Genomic DNA, 17,599 nt, shown 5'->3' with positions numbered 1-17,599 from the left:
CTGCGCTCGAGGCTCGCGGGCTGCAGCGCCGGCGCCGAAGGCGCGGTGCCGGCCAGCGGCGCGGGCAGCCAGTGCTCATCGATCCATTCGCCCGGCGCCATGACGAAGGCGCGCTGCACCGCATTGCGCAGTTCGCGCACGTTGCCGGGCCAGCGGTGCCGGCACAGCTGCTTGAGCGCCTCCGGCGAGAAGCGCTTGGCGCTGCCTTCGCTTTGCGAGATGGCGCTGAGGAAGTGCTGCGCCAAGAGCGGCACGTCTTCCAGGCGCTCGCGCAGCGGCGGCAGCTCGATGGGGAACACGTTCAGCCGGTACAGAAGGTCTTCGCGCAGGCGCCCGCTGGCCACCGCCTGCGTCAGCGGGCGGTTCGACGCGGCGATGACCCGCACGTCGGAATCGATGCTCGCGGTGGAGCCCACGCGGCTGAAGCGGCCCGTCTCGAGCACGCGCAGCAGCTTGACCTGCAGCTCCAGCGGCATCTCGGTGATTTCGTCCAGGAAGAGCGTGCCGCCGCTGGCGCGCTCGAAGAAGCCGCTGTGCTGCCGCTCGGCGCCGGTGAAGCTGCCCTTTTCGTGGCCGAAGATCTCGCTTTCGAAGAGCTGGGGCGAGATGGCCCCGCAGTTGACCGCCAGGAAGGGCTGCTTGCGCCGGCGGCTGAGCTCATGCACCGTGTGCGCCACCAGCTCCTTGCCGGTGCCGCTTTCACCCGTGATGAATACCGACACGCTGGTGGCGGCCACCCGGGAGATCTGCTCGTACACCGCCAGCATGGAGGGGCTTCGGCCCCACAGGTGCCCGAAGTTGCCGTGCCTGGCCACGCCGGTGCGCAGGTTGGCCACCTCCGCCTGGATGGCGGCGGGCTTCATGGCGCGCGCAAGGACCCGCTGCAGGTGCGAGGGGTTGATGGGCTTGATCAGGTAGTCGGCCGCGCCCAGGCGCAAGGCCTGGATCGACGTTTCCAGGCTGGCATGCCCGGTGACCAGGATCACTTCGCTGCGCTCGAGCAGCTGGGGCGTGTCGAACAGCGCCAGCCCGCTGCCGTCGGGCAGCATCAGGTCGAGCAGGACGATGTCCGGTTGCTGCAGCGCCAGCTGTTTTCTCGCCGCCAGCAGGCTGTGCGCCGTGGAGACGCTGGTCTGCTCGTTGCTGACCAGCGCGCGCAGCGTCTCGGCGGAGTCGATGTCGTCGTCGACGATGAGCACGTGAATCAAATGGGATTCTCCTGGCGAAGGAGCGGCCGATGTTGAACTTTCTGCTGCAAATCGACAATAAGGGAATCGTTACCGGTGACGACGGACGACATCCCGGCGCAGGCGTGCTCCTCGTCCGGCATCGGGTCAGGGCGGGCCCGTCTCGGCGGCGGCCAGGTCCCTGCCGATGTCGTGCAGCTGCTCGAGCTGCGAGGTCAGCAGGCGCACCTGGCGCGACATGGTCTGGACGGCGCCGTCCACGCTTTGCGGGTCCCGGGCCGCATTGAGCAGCTCCAGCGAGGCCGCCAGCGTGCCCACGGGCGTACGCATGGCATGTTCGAGCGTTCGCAGTCGAAGCGAGAGCGCCTTGCCCGTGCTGCCGTCGTGGGTGCCGCTGCCGGCTGGCGCGGGTTGAGAAGGTGTCATGTGCTTGGGCTCCAGTGCAAGTTGCATCTTGAACGCTGATCGGCCCGGCGGGGGCATGTCCGCATGGAACCAACGGGAACACCGCTTGCCCCCGCACCTGCATGAGCAAGCGCCCGCCGTCGCGCGTCATCGTCATCGGCACCTCGGCAGGCGGTGTGCCTGCCTTGCTGCAGCTGACGCAGGACCTGCCCGCCGACCTGGACGCCGCCGTGCTGATCGTGCTGCATGTGGGCGCCCACCCGAGCCTGCTGCCCGAGCTGCTGCGCATGCGCTGCCAGTGGAACGTGGTTCATGCGCAGGACGGCGAGCCGCCGGTGGCCGGCACCATTTACGTGGCGCCCCCCGACCATCACCTCCTGCTGGAGGCCAGGCAGTTGCGGCTGACGCGGGGCCCCAAGGAGAACCACGCCAGGCCCGCCATCGACCCCTTGTTCCGCTCCGCCGCGCTGAACTGGGGGCCGCGGGCCATCGGGGTGATTCTCACGGGCCAGCTCGACGACGGCGCCGCCGGGCTGCAGGCCGTCAAGGAATGCGGCGGCATGGCGGTGGTCCAGGATCCGGACACGGCCGCGCAGCCCGACATGCCGCGGGCGGCCATGGCGGCGGTGGACCCGGACGCCTGCGTCTCCATCGAGGACATGGGGTCCACGCTGGCGGCGCTGGTGAGAAGGGCACGCCCGGCCGGCGCGGCGCACAAGCCCCCGCGCCGCCTGTGGCACGAGGTTCGCATCAACGAGGGAGTCAACGTCATGTCGCATGTCCAGGAAATCGGATCGCCGGCCGAACTCACATGCCCCGATCGCGGCGGGGCGCTGTTCGAGATCAACGACTCCAGTCCGCCGCGCTTTCGGTGCCACATCGGCCATGCGTTCTCCGCGCAGACCTTGAGCAGCCAGCAGGGCGAAGCAACCGAGCAGGTGCTGCGCAGCGGCGTGCGCGCGCTGCAGGAGAAGGAAATGCTCCTTCGCCGGCTGGCACTCGTCTCGCGCGCCAGCGGCCGCCTGAACGAGGCGCAGGTGGGCGAGCGCAGGGCCGACGAGGCACGCGAACAAGCCCTTTCGCTCAGAAGAATCATCGAGGGAAGGGGCGAGGGTGGCGGCGCATAATTCCAGCGCTGTACCGCGATTGGAGAAACGATGGGCGATCGAGAAGGCGAAGGCCGGCAGGAATCAAAACAACAACCTGCCCAGGGTCTCCAGCTCGACGGTGGAGTGCCTGTGGTGGCCTTTGGCGGTGCTTCGGGTTCGATCGACTCGCTGCGCACGCTGCTGTCGCGCGTGCCCGAGCACTCGGGCCTGGCTTTCGTCGCGGTGCTCGACATTCCGACCGAGGACGAGGCCGCTTCCATCCAGCAACTGAAGGACAGCACCGCGCTGCCGGTGGTGCTGCTGTCCGACACGGCGCATCGCATCCGCCGCAACCATGTGTACATGGCGGCCGCCGGCCGTGGCGTGCGTGCACTCGACGGGCACCTGCAACCGGGCTTCCCGGCGCCCGAGAACGGCGGCATCCTGCTCATCGACCAGTTCTTCCGCACCCTGGCCGACAGCCATGGCCAGCATGCCGCGGGCGTGGTGCTGGGCGGCTGGGAAAGCGACGGCATGGTGGGCATCAAGCGCATCAAGGAGCGCGGCGGCCTGACCGTGGCCCAGGACCCGGCCCAGACCGCGCAGGGCGCCGCGCCGCGCGCCGCCATTGCCACCGGCATGGTGGACTGGGTGCTGCCGGTGGAAGACATCGGGCCGCGGCTGAGCGAGTACTTCCAGCTCGAGCACAACCTGCGCCTGCCGCCCGAGAAGGAGCCCCGCCGGGCCGCAGGCCGCGGCGCGGGCACCGGCACGCAGGGCGGCAACGACGAGGCGGCGCTGCGCGACGTGCTCACCTTCCTGCGCACGCGCACCGGCCGCGACTTCGCCTACTACAAGCGCGCCACCATCCTGCGGCGCATCGGCCGGCGCATGCAGGTCAATGGCGTGGAGAACCTGCACGACTACCTGAATTGCCTGCGCACCCGGCCCGGCGAGGCCGGCGCGCTGCTGCAGGACCTGCTGATCAGCGTCACCAACTTCTTCCGCGATGCCGAATGCTTTGCGGCGCTGGAGCGCCACATTCCGGGCGTGTTCGCCAACAAGGGGCCCAACGACGCGGTGCGTGTGTGGGTGTCGGCCTGCGCCACGGGCGAAGAGGCCTATTCCATCGCGATGCTGCTGAGCGAGCAGGCGCGCACGCTGGATGCGCCGCCGCTGATCCAGATCTTTGCCACCGACCTGGACGAAGACGCCATCCAGACCGCGCGCGACGGCCTCTACCCCATGGCCATCGAGGCCGACGTGTCGGAAGAGCGGCTGCGCCGCTTCTTCATGAAGGAGCACGCGGGCTACCGGGTGCGGCGCGAACTGCGCGAGATGGTGCTGTTTGCCACGCACGACGTGCTCAAGGATTCGCCCTTCTCGCGGCTGGACCTGATCAGCTGCCGCAACCTGCTCATCTACCTCAACGTGGAGGCGCAGGCGCGGGTCTTCGAGATCTTCCATTTCGCGCTGCAGCCCTCGGGGCGCCTGTTCCTCGGCTCGTCCGAGTCGGTGGACGACGGCAGCCAGCTGTTCAACGTGCTGGACAAGAAGCACCGCATCTACGGCTACCGGCCCACGCCGCGCGTGGGGCTGCCGGTGCCCTCGGGGCCCGGCACGCTGGCGCTTGCGCTGGAGGCCCAGCAGACCGCGCGCAGCGGCCCCGTCATCGCCGGCTCCGCCTTTGCGGGCCCGGCCTCCGCGCAGTCGCGCAGCGGCCGGCCGGTGGAAGGCAGGCAGTCGTCCTGGGGCGAGGTCCACCTGCGCCTGCTGGAGCACCTGGCGCCGCCGTCCATCCTGGTCGACAGCGAATACGAGGTGGTGCACATCTCGGCCAGCGCCGGCCGGTTCCTGCAGTACGGCGGCGGCGAGCCCAGCCGCAACCTGCTGCGCGCGGTGAACCCGAGCCTGCGCATCGAGCTGCGCGCCGCGCTCTACCAGGCCGGGCAGAGCAAGGCGCCGGCCGACGTGCCGCCGGTGCCGGTCGAGCTCCACGGGGAGCAGGCCATGGTCTCGATGCGCGTGACGCCGGTCAACGAGATCGGCACCGACATGTACCTGGTGGTCATCCAGACCCAGTCGCCCGACGGCGACGCCGCCAACAGCCCGGCCATGCGCGCCGAGTCCGACCCCGTGGCCCGCCAGCTCGACCGCGAGCTCGAGCGCCTGAAGGCCCACCTGCGCGACACCGTCGAGCAGTACGAGGCTTCCACCGAGGAACTCAAGGCCAGCAACGAGGAGCTGCAGGCCATGAACGAGGAGCTGCGCTCGGCCACCGAGGAGCTGGAGACCAGCCGGGAGGAGCTGCAGTCCATCAACGAGGAGCTCACCACCGTCAACCACGAGCTCAAGAGCAAGGTCGACGAGCTGGGCCATGCCAACAGCGACATGCACAACCTCATGGACGCGACGGCCATCGCCACCGTGTTCCTCGACCGCGAGCTGCGCATCACCCGCTACACGCCCTCGGCGGTGCAGCTGTTCAACCTCATTCCCACCGACGTGGGCCGGCCGCTGACCGACCTCACCACCCAGCTGCACTATCCGGAGATGGGCGCCGACGCGCAGCGCGTGCTCGACCGCCTGGTGCCCATCGAGCGCGAGGTGGGGCAGGCCGACGGCAGCTGGCACCTGGCGCGCCTGCTGCCCTACCGCACCATCGAGGACCGCATCGCCGGGGTGGTGCTGTCCTTCGTCAACATCACCGAGCGCAAGCAGGCCGAGGAAGTGCGGCTGTGGCTGTCGGCGGTGGTTACGGCGTCGAACGACGCCATCATCAGTTTTTCGCTGGACAACGCCATCCTCAGCTGGAACGGCGGCGCCGAGCGCATGTTCGGCTACACGGCCGAGGAGGCCATCGGCCAGCCGCTGTCGATGCTGCACGGCCCGGACACCAAGGAGCAGGACCTGCTCGTCTCCAGGCTGCTCGTGTCGCGGCCGGTCGAGAACTACGAGACCGTGCGGCGGCGCAAGGACGGTGACGAGATCCATGTGTCGGTCACGGTGTCGGCCATTCGCGACGAAGCGGGTGAGACCATTGCGGGCACGGCCATCGTGCGCGACATCAGCAACACCAAGCGCATCGAGGATGCGCTGCGCGACAGCCGCGAGCAGCTGAAGATGATCCTGGAGAACGCGCGCGAGTTCGCGATCTTCTCCACCGACCTGGAGCGCAACATCACGGTCTGGAACAACGGTGCGCAGGCGCTGCTGGGCTATGCCGAGGCCGAGGTGCTGGGCCATCCGGCCGACATGATCTTCACCGAGGAAGACCGCGCTGCCGGCATTCCCGAACGCGAAGCGGAGCGTTCCCTGGAGCAGGGCCGCGCCTCGGACGACCGCTTCCACCAGCGCAAGGACGGCAGCCGCTTCTGGGCCAGCGGCGCCATGATGCTGATGCGCGACGCGCAGGGCCATGCGCAGGGCTTCGTGAAGATCCTGCGCGACCAGAGCGCCGCGCGCAACGCGCAGGAGGCCTTGCAGCAGAGCCAGGTCGAGCTCACCCATGCCCTGGAAGACCAGCGCGAGGCGCGCGATGCGCTGGAGGCGGCTGACGCCGCCAAGGACCGCTTCCTGGCCGTGCTGTCGCACGAGCTGCGCAACCCGCTGGCCTCCATTGCCGCAGCGGCGCAGGTGCTGGACGTGGATGGCGCCAGCGTGAACGGCGAGGCCGCCGAGGTGATCCGCCGCCAGACGGCCGCGATTTCGGCGCTGCTGGACGACATGCTCGACATCTCGCGCCTGCGGCTGGGCCGCCTGTCGCTGCAGAAGCGCCCGACCAGCCTGATCGGCATCATCGAAGGCGCGATCCAGTCCACCCGGCCCATCATCGAGGCCTCGGGCCACACGCTGGAAGTGCGCCTGCCTGCGCTGGACATCGAGATCGACGCCGACCCCAACCGCCTGGTGCAGGTGGTGAGCAACCTGCTGGCCAACGCCGCCAAGTACACGCCCAGGAGCGGGGCCATCACGCTGGAGGCCATGCAGCGCGACGGCGAAGCGGTGGTGGAGGTGAGCGACAACGGCATCGGCATGAAGCGCGAGGAGATCGAGCAGCTGTTCGACATGTTCACACAGGGCCAGGACGCCAGGGAGCGGTCGGGCGGCGGGCTGGGCATCGGCCTGGCGCTGTCGCGCAGCATCCTGCAGATGCACGACGGCTGGATCCGCGCCGATTCGGCCGGCCCCGGCCAGGGCAGCCGCTTCAGCTTCGGCATGCCGGCACTGCGCCAGGTGCCGCTGGACAAGTCGGCGGGCGCGCAGGCGCCCATGCCGGCGCAGCGCGCCTCGGGCGCCTTGATCCTGCTGGCGGACGACAACCAGGATGCGGCCTGGGCCGTGGCCCAGTGGCTGGTGCTGCAAGGCTTCAACACCGTCAAGGCGGACGACGGGGCGAGCGCGCTGGCGCTGGCCGAATCCCACCGGCCGCAGGTGATGCTGGTGGACATCGGCATGCCCGAGCTCAGCGGCCACGAGGTGGCCCGGCGCATCCGGGCCCACGCCTGGGGCAAGAACATGCTGCTGGTCGCCATCACCGGCTGGGGGCACGAGCAGGACGTGCGCGCCTCGATGGAGGCCGGCTTCGACCTGCACATGACCAAGCCGGTCGACATGCCGCGCCTGCGGGATGTCATCGAGACCTACCTGAGCAACGGCAACGGCAACGGCAAGGGCGACGACGCCTGAGCGCCGCCGCGCGCTACAGCCCCATCCAGCCCGAGATCCGGTCGCCCAACTCGCCCAGGCGGCTCTTCGGAATCGGTTCGCGGTAGTCGGCGAGCCACTCCAGCGCACGGGCGATCCGCTGCGCGCGCATCACGTCGTCCGGCTCCTGGATGGCGCGCCACTGGGCGGCCAGCATGCGCAGCTCCTCGCTGGTCATCGACTGCGAGGGCGGCAGTTCGTCGCCGATGTTGATGGGCCCGTGCGGCAGGGGCCGGGTCAGCGGCGGCGCGAAGGTCGAACTCGTGGTCTGGATGGGCGTCGGCAAAGTGCATCTCCTGGTGGATCAACCCGCGCGCCTGCGCTCGATGGCATCGATGTGCAGGGCCTGGCGGTACTTGGTGACGGTGCGGCGCGCCACGGTCAGCCCCTGGGCCGACAGGCGCCGTGCGATCTCGGCGTCCGACAGCGGCTGGCCGCTGGGCTCGGCGTCGATCATTTCCTTGACCAGGCCGCGGATGGCCGTGCCCGAGCAGGCGCTGCCGCTGCGGCTGACCAGCGCGCGCGAGAAGAAGTACTTGAGCTCGAACACGCCGGCCGGCGTGGCGATGTACTTGTTGCTCGTCACCCGCGAGACGGTGGATTCGTGCACGCCCAGCTCCTGCGCGATCTCGCGCAGGCCCATCGGCTTCATCGCCATGGCGCCGAACTCCAGGAAGTGCTGCTGCCGCCGCACGATGGCATCGGCCACGTCGAGGATGGTGGAAAAGCGCTGCTCCACGTTGCGCACCGTCCAGCGCGCTTCCTGCAGGCTGCTGGCCATCTCGGCGTCGGCCCGGTTGCGATGGCGCCGGAACAGGTCGGCGTAGACCTGGTTGAAGCGCACCCGCGGCATCACCGCCGGATTGAGCGTCGCGCGCCATTGCCCCCGGATGCGCTGGGTGAGCACGTCGGGCACCACGTAGGGCGGCAGCGACGATTCGAAGCGCCAGCCCGGCCGCGGGTCCAGCATGCGAAGGCGCTTGCATGCCGCGTCGACCCGGAAGGGGTCGGCATGCAGCGCGCGCGCCAGCGCCGCGATGTTGCGCTGGGCCAGCAGCGACAGGTGCTCCTGCACGATGGCTGTGGCCAGCGCGCGTGTCTCGGGGCATTCGATGGCCGGAAGCTGCAGCTGCAGGCATTCGCAGACGCTGCGTGCGCCCACGCCGGGCGGGTCCAGCGCCTGCACGCGCTTGAGGGCGATGCGCAGTTCCACCGGCTCGGGCGCGGGCAGCAGCCCGTCGAAGACGGCCAGTTCGTCCAGGGCGATGCGCAGGTAGCCGTCCGGGTCGAGCGCCTCGATCACGATGGCGGCCAGCACGCGGTCGCGCTCGCTCAGGTTCATGACGCTGATCTGCCCATGCAGGTGGTCCTGCAGCGAACTGCGCTCGGGCATCAGTTCCATGGCGCTGACCTGGCTGTCGTCGGCGCGCTGGGATGCGCCGGAGCGCTCCATGCGCCAGAGTTCGCGGTCTTCGACGGGTGTGGTCTCGGCTTGCGCGGGGGCCGATCTCGCCTCGGCGTCGGGGTCCTCTTCCAAAAAGGGGTTCTGGCCCAACTGGTCTTCCACCATGGCCGAGAACTCGAGCGAGGACATCTGCAAAAGGCGCACCGCCTGCTGCAGCCGGGGCGAGATCGTTTGCGTCTGCCGCTGCGCGGTGCCCAGGGACAAGGTGGCCGTCACTTCCGATGCTCCTTTTGCGAGGGTCTGGAAGGGACGAAACGCAATATGCGTGCCGCAGGTGCGCGCAGGGCCCTGAACGGCCCGTGCACGAAGGCGCAGCGGCGCCCCGGCCGTTGCCGCTGCCCGGCGGGAAAGGCGCGGTGGCTGCAAGTTTTGCCGCAATTGGTTCCGCGCCTTGCGGCGAATTCGCGCTGTGCGCTTCAGGCCGGCCACAGCCGGTCCGCATGCGCCCCCAGGATGCGGTCGACCAGCCGGCTGCTGGACAGGCCGTCGTGTCGCGGGATGAGCACCGTGCGCCCGCCCCAGGCCGCCATGACGCGGGCCTCGGCCAGCGCGGTGAGCTGGTAGTCGTTGCCCTTGACGTAGATGTCCGGCCGCACCAGCTGCAGCAGCCCCAGGGGCAGGTTCTCGTCGAACATGAACACCGCATCGACGCAGCGCAGGGCGGCCAGCACGCAGCAGCGGTGCTGCTCGCTGTTGAAAGGACGGCCCGGCCCCTTGTTGGCGCGCCGCGCCGAGGCGTCGCTGTTGACGCCCACCACCAGGCCTTCGCCCAGCTTGCGGGCCTCTTCCAGGCAGTGGACGTGGCCGGCGTGGAGCAGGTCGAAGACGCCGTTGGTGAAGACCAGCGGCCGGGCCAGGCTTTCGATCCTGTGCAGTGATGCTTCGTAGTGGCCGGACATGTGGGTGCGACTTCGTTGTCAGACGGGTAGGGGAGGGCTGTGCGCTGTCGGGGCGCTCGTGCGCAGCGGGCAACTTGCGTTCCTGTGCGCAAGGCGCGGCGCGCCCGGCTAGCGAATGCCCGGGCAGGCAATGGCGTGGGCGTGCTGCTGCTCGAGGTACTCGCGAAACGATCCCCAGTCGGGCAGCATGGCCTCGGGCGTGCGCAGGGGGCCGTGCCGCCATAAGGTTTCGCCGCCCGTGTCCAGCAGCACCGCCCGGCAGCCGCAGCGGTGGGCGGCCTCCACGTCGTCGAGTGTGTCGCCCACCATCCACGAGCGCAGCAGGTCCAGGCCATGCAGCCGCGCCGCGCGCAGCAGCATGCCCGGCGCCGGCTTGCGGCACAGGCAGGCGGGGCGCCCGCCGGCGCCGGGTGCGTGCGGGCAGACCTGCACGTCCTGCAGGCGGATGCCGGCCTCGTCCCACAGGCGCTGCGCCAGCGTCCGCAGCAATGCGTCGAGCTGGGCGCGGCCGAAGTAGCCGCGCGCCAGGCCGCTCTGGTTGGTCACCAGCACGAGCGCGAAGTCCCAGCGCGCGATGTGCCGCAGCGCTTCCAGCGCGCCGGGCATGAACTTCAGCCGGGCCGGATCGACGTTGTAGGGCACGTTCTCCACCAGCGTGCCGTCCTTGTCGATGAACAGGGCCGGGCGCAATTCGGGCAGGAGGGGCCGGGAGCTTTCGGCTGGCATGGGTCCTGGCCGGCATGGCCGGCGGCTATGTGGCTGGAGCCCTGCGCGGGCATGCGGCGTGCCCGGCCCGGCCCGTTCCGCCGCTGCGTGGGCACATGGTTTGCCGACCAGAGAGCCGCATCGCCGCCTTGGCCCTACCAAACACAGACAGCCCGCCATGATCACTCTGGGCGTGAACGCCGCCTTTCACGATTCCGCCGCCGCGCTCGTCGCCGACGGACGAACCATTGCCGCCGCCGAGGAAGAACGCTTCACCCGCGTGAAGCACGGCAAGCGACCCGTGCCTTTCACGGCCTGGGAGCTGCCTTTCCACGCGATCGACTTCTGCCTGGCGCAAGCCGGGCTCACGCTGGCGCAGGTGGACCACGTGGCCTACAGCTTCCAGCCCAGCCTGTTCATCGGCGATCGCCTGCCGCAGGACGAGGCGTGGGAAGCGGCGCGCATCCCGCTGCCGCTCGACCCGGCGGCACAAGGCCCCGGCGACTGGGACAACCCGTGGGACCCGCTGTTTGCCGCCTATGTGCTGAACGCGCCGCGCCAGTTGACCGACGGTGCGCCGCTGAAGCTGCACAAGCGGCTGAAGCTGCCGGATGCTTCTGCGGCCCCGTACCGGTGGCACTACGTGCCGCACCACCTGTGCCACCAGGCCAGCGCGTTCCTGGCCGCGCCCTGGGAGCACTGCGCCGTGATGACGCTGGACGGGCGTGGCGAACGGGCTAGCACCTGCTACGGCCGCCATGCCGGACAGCACTACGAGCCGCTGGGCGAGGTGCACGTGCCGCATTCGCTGGGCCTGCTGTATGAGCGGCTCACCGCGCACCTGGGCTTTTTGCACTCCAGCGACGAATACAAGGTGATGGCGCTGGCCGCCATGGGCATGCCCCGCTACCGCCAGCGCCTGCATGAACTGGTGCGGGTGGGGCAGGACGGGCAGTTCCGAATCGAGCCCTTCGATGCCGCCGAGGTGTTCGGCCCGCCGCGCGAGCCCGGTGCGGCGCTGCAGGAGCACCACCTGGACCTGGCCGCCTCGCTGCAGGACGTGCTGGAAGAGACGGTGCTGGAACTGGCGCGCTGGCTGCGGCGCGTGAGCGGCGAGCGCTACCTGGGCATGGCCGGCGGCGTGGCGCTGAACTGCCTGATGAACTCGCGCCTGCGCGATGCCGGCGTGTTCGACGAGGTGTGGGTGCAGCCGGCGGCGGGCGACGCGGGCACCGCCCTGGGCGCCGCCTTGTGGGTGGATGCGCGGGCGCGCCGGCCATCGGCCGCGGCCCGGGTTGCCGTCAGTCCTGCCGAAAGAAGTGCCGCAGGCGGTGAGGGCCAGGCGCCGATACCCGGCGTGCATCGCATCGCGCTCGGCCCGCGCACCTGGCACATGTCGCACGCCTACCTGGGGCCCGCCTTCGACGACGCGGAAATCGAAGAGCTGCTGCGCTGGGCCAAGCTGCCCTACCGGCGGCTGGACGACGTGGCCGGCGAGACGGCCGCGCTGCTGCAGCGCGATGCCATCGTCGGCTGGTTCCAGGGTGCGATGGAGTTCGGGCCGCGCGCGCTGGGCGCGCGGTCCATCCTGGCCTCGCCGCTGCAGGCCGCGATGCAGGTGCGGCTGAACGAACTCAAGGACCGCGAGGACTTCCGGCCGGTGGCGCCGGTGCTGCCGCAGGAACTGCTGGCCGACTGGTTCAGCCCGGCGCAGGCCAACGGCGGGCAATCGCCCTTCATGCTCTTCGTCTACCAGGCCCTGGCGCACCAGCGCCAGCGCATTCCGGCGGCCTGCCATGTGGACGGCAGTGCGCGGGTGCAGACCGTGGCGCAGGCCAGCATGCCGCTTTTTCATTCGCTGCTGTGCGAATTCGGCAAGGCCACGGGCGTGCCGGTGCTGATCAATACCTCCTTCAACGTTCGCGGCGAGCCCATCGTCTGCACGCCGCGCGCAGCCCTCGAGGCTTTTCACGGCACGCCGCTGGACGCGCTGGTGATCGGCAGCTTCCTGCTGGAGAAGAAGGAGCAGAGGCCATGAGGCTGGTGTCCGCCGACGGCGCGGCCCTGCGGCCTGCATCCCGAGCAGCGGGCCAGCCGCACGGCGAACAGCCGGCGCTGCCGCTGATGAGCGTGGTGGTGCCGACCTGCGGCCGCCCGGCGCTGCTGCGCCGCTGCCTGACGGCGCTGTTGGCGCAGGACCTGGCGCCCGAGGCCTTCGAGGTGATCGTGGTGGACGACGGCCAGGGCGACGCCACCCGGCAGCTGGTGGCCGAACTGGCGCAGCGCAGCCGCCTGCCGCTGCGCTACATGAGCCCGCGCGAGCACTGGGGGCCGGCCTTTGCGCGCAACGCCGGCTGGCGCTTTGCGCGTGCGCCCATCATTGCCTTCACCGATGACGACACGGTGCCTCGATCCGATTGGCTGATGGAGGGCTGGCGCGCGCTCGCCGCCCACCCCGACTGGGTCGCCGCCGCCGGCAGGGTGGTGGTGCCGCCGCTGCGGCCCGGCCAGCCGCCCACCGACCACGAGCGCATGACGCGCGGCCTGGAGCGGGCCGACTTCGTGACGGCCAATGCCTTCGTGCGCCGCGGCGCGCTGATGCGCATCAACGGCTTCGACGACCGCTTTCGCCGCGCCTGGCGCGAGGACTCGGACCTGCATTTCCGCCTGCTCACCCTGGCCGGCCCGGTGGGCCGCGCGCCGCGCGCCGCCGTGCTGCATCCGGTGCGGCCGGAACCGTGGGGCGTGAGCCTGCGGCAGCAGCGCAATGCCTTCTTCGAGGCGCTGCTCTACAAGAAGCACCCGGTGCTGTACCGCCAGATGATCCTGCCCACGGTGCCGTGGGACTTCTATGCCATCGTGCTGATGACGGTGGCGGCGCTGCCGCTGGCGCTGCTGGCCACGCCGGGCCCCATGCTGGCGGCGCTGGGCACGGCGGCCGCCCTGGTCCTGCGCTTTGCCTGGCGGCGCCTGCGCGGCGCCGACCGCTCGTGGCGCCATGTGGGCGAGATGCTCGCCACCTCGGCGGCGATTCCTTTCCTCTCGGTGTACTGGCGCCTGCGCGGTGCCTGGCGCTTCAGGGTGTGGTTCCTATGACCGGCATCTTCCACCGGCCGCGCCGCATCCTGACCTGGCATGTGCACGGCAACTACCTGTACTACCTGAGCCAGATGCGGCACGAGCTCTACCTGGTGACCGACGAGGAACGCTCGCCCGGCCACAGCGGCCGCAGCGGCGTGCTGCCCTGGGGCTGGAACGTGCACGAGGCGCGGGTGGAGGACATCCGCGACATGGAATTCGACCTGGTGCTCTACCAGTCGCGCAGCGCATGGGAGGCGGAGCGGCATGAGCTACTGAGCCCGGCGCAGCAGCGGCTGCCGTGCATCTACATCGAGCACGATCCGCCGCTCACGCATCCCACCGAATGCCGCCACTGGGTGGACGATCCGTCGTGCGTGCTGGTGCACGTGACGCCGTTCAACGCGCTCATGTGGGACAGCGGCCGCTGTCCGGTGCGGGTGATCGAGCACGGGGTGAAGCTGGTGACCCAGTCCTGGTACCACGGGGACATTGCGCGCGGGCTGGTGGTGATCAATGACATCGGCACGCGCGGGCGGCGCGTGGGGCTGGACCTGTACCAACAAGCCGCGGCCGCGGTGCCCATGGAGCTGGTGGGCATGAACAGCCTGGCGCTGGGCGGCGCCGGCGAGGTGCCGCAGGACCAGCTGCCAGCCTGCATGGCGGCGCACCGCTTCTTCTTCCACCCGGCGCGCTACACCAGCCTGGGCCTGGCGATCATCGAGGCGATGATGATTGGCGCGCCGGTGGTGGGCCTGGCCACCACCGAGCTGTCGACGGTGATCCGCGACGGCGAGAACGGCCTGATCGATACCCGGCCCGAGCGCCTGATCGACGGCATGCGCCACCTGCTGGACCACAAGGCCACCGCGCGCCAGCTGGGCGAGGCCGGCAGGAAGACGGCGCTGGAGCGCTTCAACATCGAGCGCTTCACGCACGACTGGGAGCGGCTGGTGCGCGAAGTGTGCGGCTGAGCGGGCCCGCGCGAAGAAGGCGGGCACCGCATGCCGATCGGGTCCGCTGCGGCTCTTTGTCGTTCAGCTCTTCTTGCTGGAACCGAGGTTCGAGCCCGCACCCGCGCCGGTGCCGAAGGTCGTGCTGCCGCCGGTGCTCGTGCCGGTGCCGGAATCGGCGCTGGCCCCCGAGCCGGACGAGGAAGTCGAACTCGAGCTCGAGCCGGTGCCTTCGCCCTGGCCTTGGCCGCCCGCGGACTGGCTGGGCCGGTTCTTGCGCCAGGCATCGAACTCGTCGGAGAACTTGCGATAGCGTTCTTCGCGCCACGACCGGTAGTCTTCGTCGAGCGACCTCATCTGTTCATCGCGCCATTGCTGGTAGTCGGGGTCGTGGTGGTGCTGGTGTTCGCGGCTGCCCGATCCGAAGCCGCGCCGGACGCTGCCGCTGCCGCCGTAATCACTGCCGCCCTGATCGCGGGCGCCCCAGTTGCGCGGGTCCTCGCCGTAGCTGCCGCCGTAGCCCGTGCCGCCGGCAAAGCCGCCGGGCCTGCTGCTGCCATAGGCGCCGCGGCCACCCCGGCTGTACCAGTCCGAGCCGCCCTGGCGGCCCTGGTAGCCGCGCTCCGTGTATTCGCCTTCGCCCAGGCCTTCGTCGTCCCCCCAGCTGCCGTGCCCGCCGCCGCCCGGGCTGGCGTGCGGTCCGGCGTTGCTGCCATAGCCGCCCTGGCCGCTGCCTGCGTAGCTCCCGCCGGCGCCGAAGTGACCCGTCCGCAGGCCGCTGCGGCCCCCTTCGTAGCCGCCGCCGCGCTGGCCGCCATAGCCGCGTTCGGCCCATTCGTCGGGTCCGGTCCGGCGGCCTTCGTCGCCGCGGCCGGCGTAGTAGGGGCTGTCCTCATCGTCTTGCGGTCCCCAGGCGCCGTAGCGCGCATCGTCCCCGTGCCGGTAGGCCTGGCCGTGCGGGTGGGAGCGTCCGCCCCCGCCCCCGCCCCCGCCGTATCCGCCGCCTTCATGTCTGTGCCGTTGGTCTCGCTGCGCCATGTCTCGAATCCTTTCAACAACAATGGGAGAAAAAGATGCGGGCGGCCGTGCCGCCTCTCGCACGAGGGAGTCGGCAAGCCACGTTCCTGCAGCCAGCGCGGGGGCGGGTCTGCTGATTGCCCCTGCAGCGGCCATGAATTCACGTGTTCTCGTTGTCGGCGATGCGATGCTCGACCACTACTGGGACGGTGCGGTGGACCGCATCTCGCCCGAAGCGCCGGTGCCGGTGCTGCGGCTGACCGGCGAGCGTTTTGCCGCCGGCGGTGCGGCCAATGTTGCCGTCAATCTTGCGGCCCTGGGTGCCAGCGTCACGCTGCTGGCGCCGCTGGGTGTGGACGACGCGGCCGTGCGCCTGGGCGGGCTGATGGCGCAGCACGGCGTGGCCGTGGCCTGCGTGGCCGCCGAGGGCTACCGCACCACCCGCAAGATCCGCTTCACGAGCCGCCGGCAGCAGCTGCTGCGCGCCGACATCGAGGAGCTGCCGCCACCCTGGCTGCTCACGCTGCTGATGGAGCACTTCGAGGCGCTGCTGCCGCGGCACGACATGCTGGTGCTGTCCGACTATGCCAAGGGCGCACTGCACGAATGCCGCCCGCTGGTGCAGCGCGCGCGCGAGCGGGGGCTGCCGGTGCTGGTGGACCCGAAGGGCCCCAACTGGCAGCGCTACGCCGGCGCCACCGTGCTCAAGCCCAACCTGAGCGAGTTCACGCGCTGCTGCGGCGGCTTTGCCAGCGAGCAGGGCATGTGCGCCAAGGCCGGCCAGCTGCGCAAGCGCCTGCAGGTGGACCACCTGCTGGTCACGCGCGGGGAGGAAGGCATGAGCCTTTTCTCGCCCGAGCGGGTGCGCCACCTTCCGGCGCTGGTGCGCGAGGTGTACGACGTCAGCGGCGCGGGCGACACGGTTCTGGCGACGCTGGCCTACCGGATGCTGGAGGGCAACAGCGTGGAAGAAGCCATGGGCTGGGCCGCCGCGGCGGCCGGCGTGGTGGTGGGCAAGTCGGGCACTGCGTCGCTCAGCCGCGCCGAACTGGAGGAGGCCATGCATGCCTGATGAGCTGCTGATTCGCCGTACCGGTTCCGGCAGCCGTGCACACACGGCCTTCCTGCAGGCGCTGGACGAGCACCGAAGCCTGTTCGATCGCCTGGGCAGCCTGGCGCCGGTGGTGGAGCATGCCGCCCACCTGGTCGCGCAGAGCCTGCGCGCCGGCGGCAAGCTCATGTTGTGCGGCAACGGCGGCTCGGCGGCGGACAGCCAGCACATCGCGGCCGAACTCACCGGCCGCTTCCAGCGCGAGCGTCCGCCCATGGCTGCGCTGGCGCTGAGCGTCGACACCTCGGCCTTGACCTGCATCGGCAACGACTACGGCTTCGCAGAGGTCTTCGCGCGCCAGGTGCGGGGCATCGGGCGCCGCGGCGACTGCCTGGTGGCCATCTCGACATCGGGCCGCTCGCCCAACGTGCTGCGGGCCGTGGCCGCCGCCAACGAGCTGGGCATCTGCTCCATTGCGCTCACCGGAAGCCAGGGCGGCCCGGTGGCCGAGGCCAGCCGGCTGGCGATCCGGGTGCCGGGGGAGATCACGGCGCGCATCCAGGAGGCGCACATCTTCATCGGCCACGCGCTGTGCGCCCTGGTCGATGACACGCTGTGGCCGCAAGGGTGAAGAGGGTGCCGCGCCGGCTCAGCTGGCCATCTGTGCACACAGCTGGGCGCACTTCCTGCACACCGCGGCGCATTGCTGGCAGTGCGCATTCGAATGGCGCACGCACTCCTGCGCGCAGGTGGTGCAGGCGCTGCTGCAGGCCAGGCAGGTCACGCCCGCGACAGCGCTCGAGCGGGCCAGCATACCGGCCGTGAGCTCGCACAGCTGGGCGCAGTCGATGGTGATGGCCACGCAGGCACGCATGGCCTCCACGTCGGGCGCCGCCAGGCAGGCAGCCGCGCACGCATTGCAGGCAGCCGCACAGGCATGGCAGACGGCTACACATTGTGAAACGTCTTGGTTCAGCTGCATGGCTTCCATTCGATCTATACAGGCAATCCGCATGCCCGGTTGCAGCGGACGACCGGCACTGC

Annotated in this window: 15 protein-coding genes; 7 read left to right on the top strand and 8 right to left on the bottom strand. The window is 70.4% G+C overall.

Annotated elements, in window-relative coordinates:
* Positions 1–1,208: sigma-54-dependent transcriptional regulator (locus tag VSO01S_RS03700; protein ID WP_068640439.1), on the bottom strand; the 1,208-nt coding region annotated here is incomplete at its 3' end.
* A 126-nt stretch (positions 1,209–1,334) separates the two neighbouring features.
* A complete protein-coding gene (locus VSO01S_RS03695) occupies positions 1,335–1,613 on the bottom strand; it encodes a hypothetical protein (RefSeq protein WP_153305127.1) in 279 nt (92 codons plus the stop codon).
* 101 nt (positions 1,614–1,714) lie between these two features.
* On the opposite strand from VSO01S_RS03695, the gene VSO01S_RS03690 reads away from it, so the two are divergent.
* Together VSO01S_RS03690 and VSO01S_RS03685 are read left to right on the top strand one after the other, a co-directional pair.
* On the top strand, positions 1,715–2,719 hold the full coding sequence (locus VSO01S_RS03690) for a chemotaxis protein CheB (protein WP_068640437.1): 1,005 nt from the start codon (positions 1,715–1,717) through the stop codon (positions 2,717–2,719).
* Between the two features lie 30 nt (positions 2,720–2,749).
* The gene (locus VSO01S_RS03685; protein ID WP_068640436.1) at positions 2,750–7,369 is read left to right on the top strand and encodes a PAS domain S-box protein; all 4,620 of its coding nucleotides are present in this window, start codon (positions 2,750–2,752) and stop codon (positions 7,367–7,369) included.
* Between the two features lie 13 nt (positions 7,370–7,382).
* On the opposite strand, the gene VSO01S_RS03680 is transcribed toward VSO01S_RS03685, so the two are convergent.
* The 4 genes from VSO01S_RS03680 to VSO01S_RS03665 form a co-directional block, all read right to left on the bottom strand.
* A complete protein-coding gene (locus VSO01S_RS03680; protein WP_068640435.1) occupies positions 7,383–7,673 on the bottom strand; it encodes a hypothetical protein in 291 nt (96 codons plus the stop codon).
* An 18-nt stretch (positions 7,674–7,691) separates the two neighbouring features.
* Entirely contained in the window at positions 7,692–9,068 is a 1,377-nt protein-coding gene (gene rpoN, locus VSO01S_RS03675; protein WP_245684096.1) for an RNA polymerase factor sigma-54, read from the bottom strand.
* 200 nt (positions 9,069–9,268) lie between these two features.
* A complete protein-coding gene (locus tag VSO01S_RS03670) occupies positions 9,269–9,751 on the bottom strand; it encodes an adenylyltransferase/cytidyltransferase family protein (RefSeq protein ID WP_068640434.1) in 483 nt (160 codons plus the stop codon).
* A gap of 108 nt (positions 9,752–9,859) precedes the next feature.
* Complete coding sequence (locus VSO01S_RS03665) at positions 9,860–10,477, bottom strand: D-glycero-alpha-D-manno-heptose-1,7-bisphosphate 7-phosphatase (RefSeq protein WP_161944417.1); 618 nt, start codon at positions 10,475–10,477, stop codon at positions 9,860–9,862.
* Positions 10,478–10,634: 157 nt separating this feature from the next.
* Between VSO01S_RS03665 and VSO01S_RS03660 the strand changes: the two genes are divergently transcribed.
* The 3 genes from VSO01S_RS03660 (at position 10,635) to VSO01S_RS03650 (ending at position 14,508) form a co-directional block, all read left to right on the top strand.
* Positions 10,635–12,494 carry a carbamoyltransferase family protein gene (locus VSO01S_RS03660; RefSeq protein WP_068640432.1) on the top strand — a complete coding sequence of 620 codons (1,860 nt, stop codon included), beginning with the start codon at positions 10,635–10,637 and terminating at the stop codon, positions 12,492–12,494.
* 86 nt (positions 12,495–12,580) lie between these two features.
* Positions 12,581–13,552, top strand: coding sequence for a glycosyltransferase family 2 protein (locus VSO01S_RS03655; protein ID WP_068640451.1), 972 nt, complete (start codon positions 12,581–12,583; stop codon positions 13,550–13,552).
* Complete coding sequence (locus VSO01S_RS03650; RefSeq protein WP_068640431.1) at positions 13,549–14,508, top strand: glycosyltransferase family 4 protein; 960 nt, start codon at positions 13,549–13,551, stop codon at positions 14,506–14,508. Before VSO01S_RS03655 ends, VSO01S_RS03650 begins: the two co-directional genes overlap by 4 nt.
* 63 nt (positions 14,509–14,571) lie before the next feature.
* Here the strand turns inward: VSO01S_RS03650 and VSO01S_RS03645 are convergent, their stop codons facing one another.
* A complete protein-coding gene (locus VSO01S_RS03645) occupies positions 14,572–15,525 on the bottom strand; it encodes a hypothetical protein (protein WP_068640430.1) in 954 nt (317 codons plus the stop codon).
* 133 nt (positions 15,526–15,658) lie between these two features.
* Here VSO01S_RS03645 and VSO01S_RS03640 point away from each other — a divergent pair, with 133 nt between their 5' ends.
* Together VSO01S_RS03640 and VSO01S_RS03635 are read left to right on the top strand one after the other, a co-directional pair.
* Positions 15,659–16,576, top strand: a complete 918-nt coding sequence (locus tag VSO01S_RS03640; RefSeq protein ID WP_084241663.1) for a bifunctional heptose 7-phosphate kinase/heptose 1-phosphate adenyltransferase — start codon at positions 15,659–15,661, stop codon at positions 16,574–16,576.
* Positions 16,569–17,186, top strand: a complete 618-nt coding sequence (locus VSO01S_RS03635; RefSeq protein ID WP_084241662.1) for a D-sedoheptulose-7-phosphate isomerase — start codon at positions 16,569–16,571, stop codon at positions 17,184–17,186. Before VSO01S_RS03640 ends, VSO01S_RS03635 begins: the two co-directional genes overlap by 8 nt.
* 18 nt (positions 17,187–17,204) lie before the next feature.
* On the opposite strand, the gene VSO01S_RS03630 is transcribed toward VSO01S_RS03635, so the two are convergent.
* Positions 17,205–17,537, bottom strand: a complete 333-nt coding sequence (locus VSO01S_RS03630; protein ID WP_068640449.1) for a four-helix bundle copper-binding protein — start codon at positions 17,535–17,537, stop codon at positions 17,205–17,207.
* Between the last annotated feature and the right edge of the window lie 62 nt (positions 17,538–17,599).

This window comes from Variovorax soli NBRC 106424, from assembly GCF_001591385.1.
In the GTDB taxonomy this organism is placed as follows: Bacteria; Pseudomonadota; Gammaproteobacteria; order Burkholderiales; family Burkholderiaceae_C; genus Variovorax; species Variovorax soli.
This window is presented reverse-complemented; position numbering and strand designations above follow the sequence as displayed.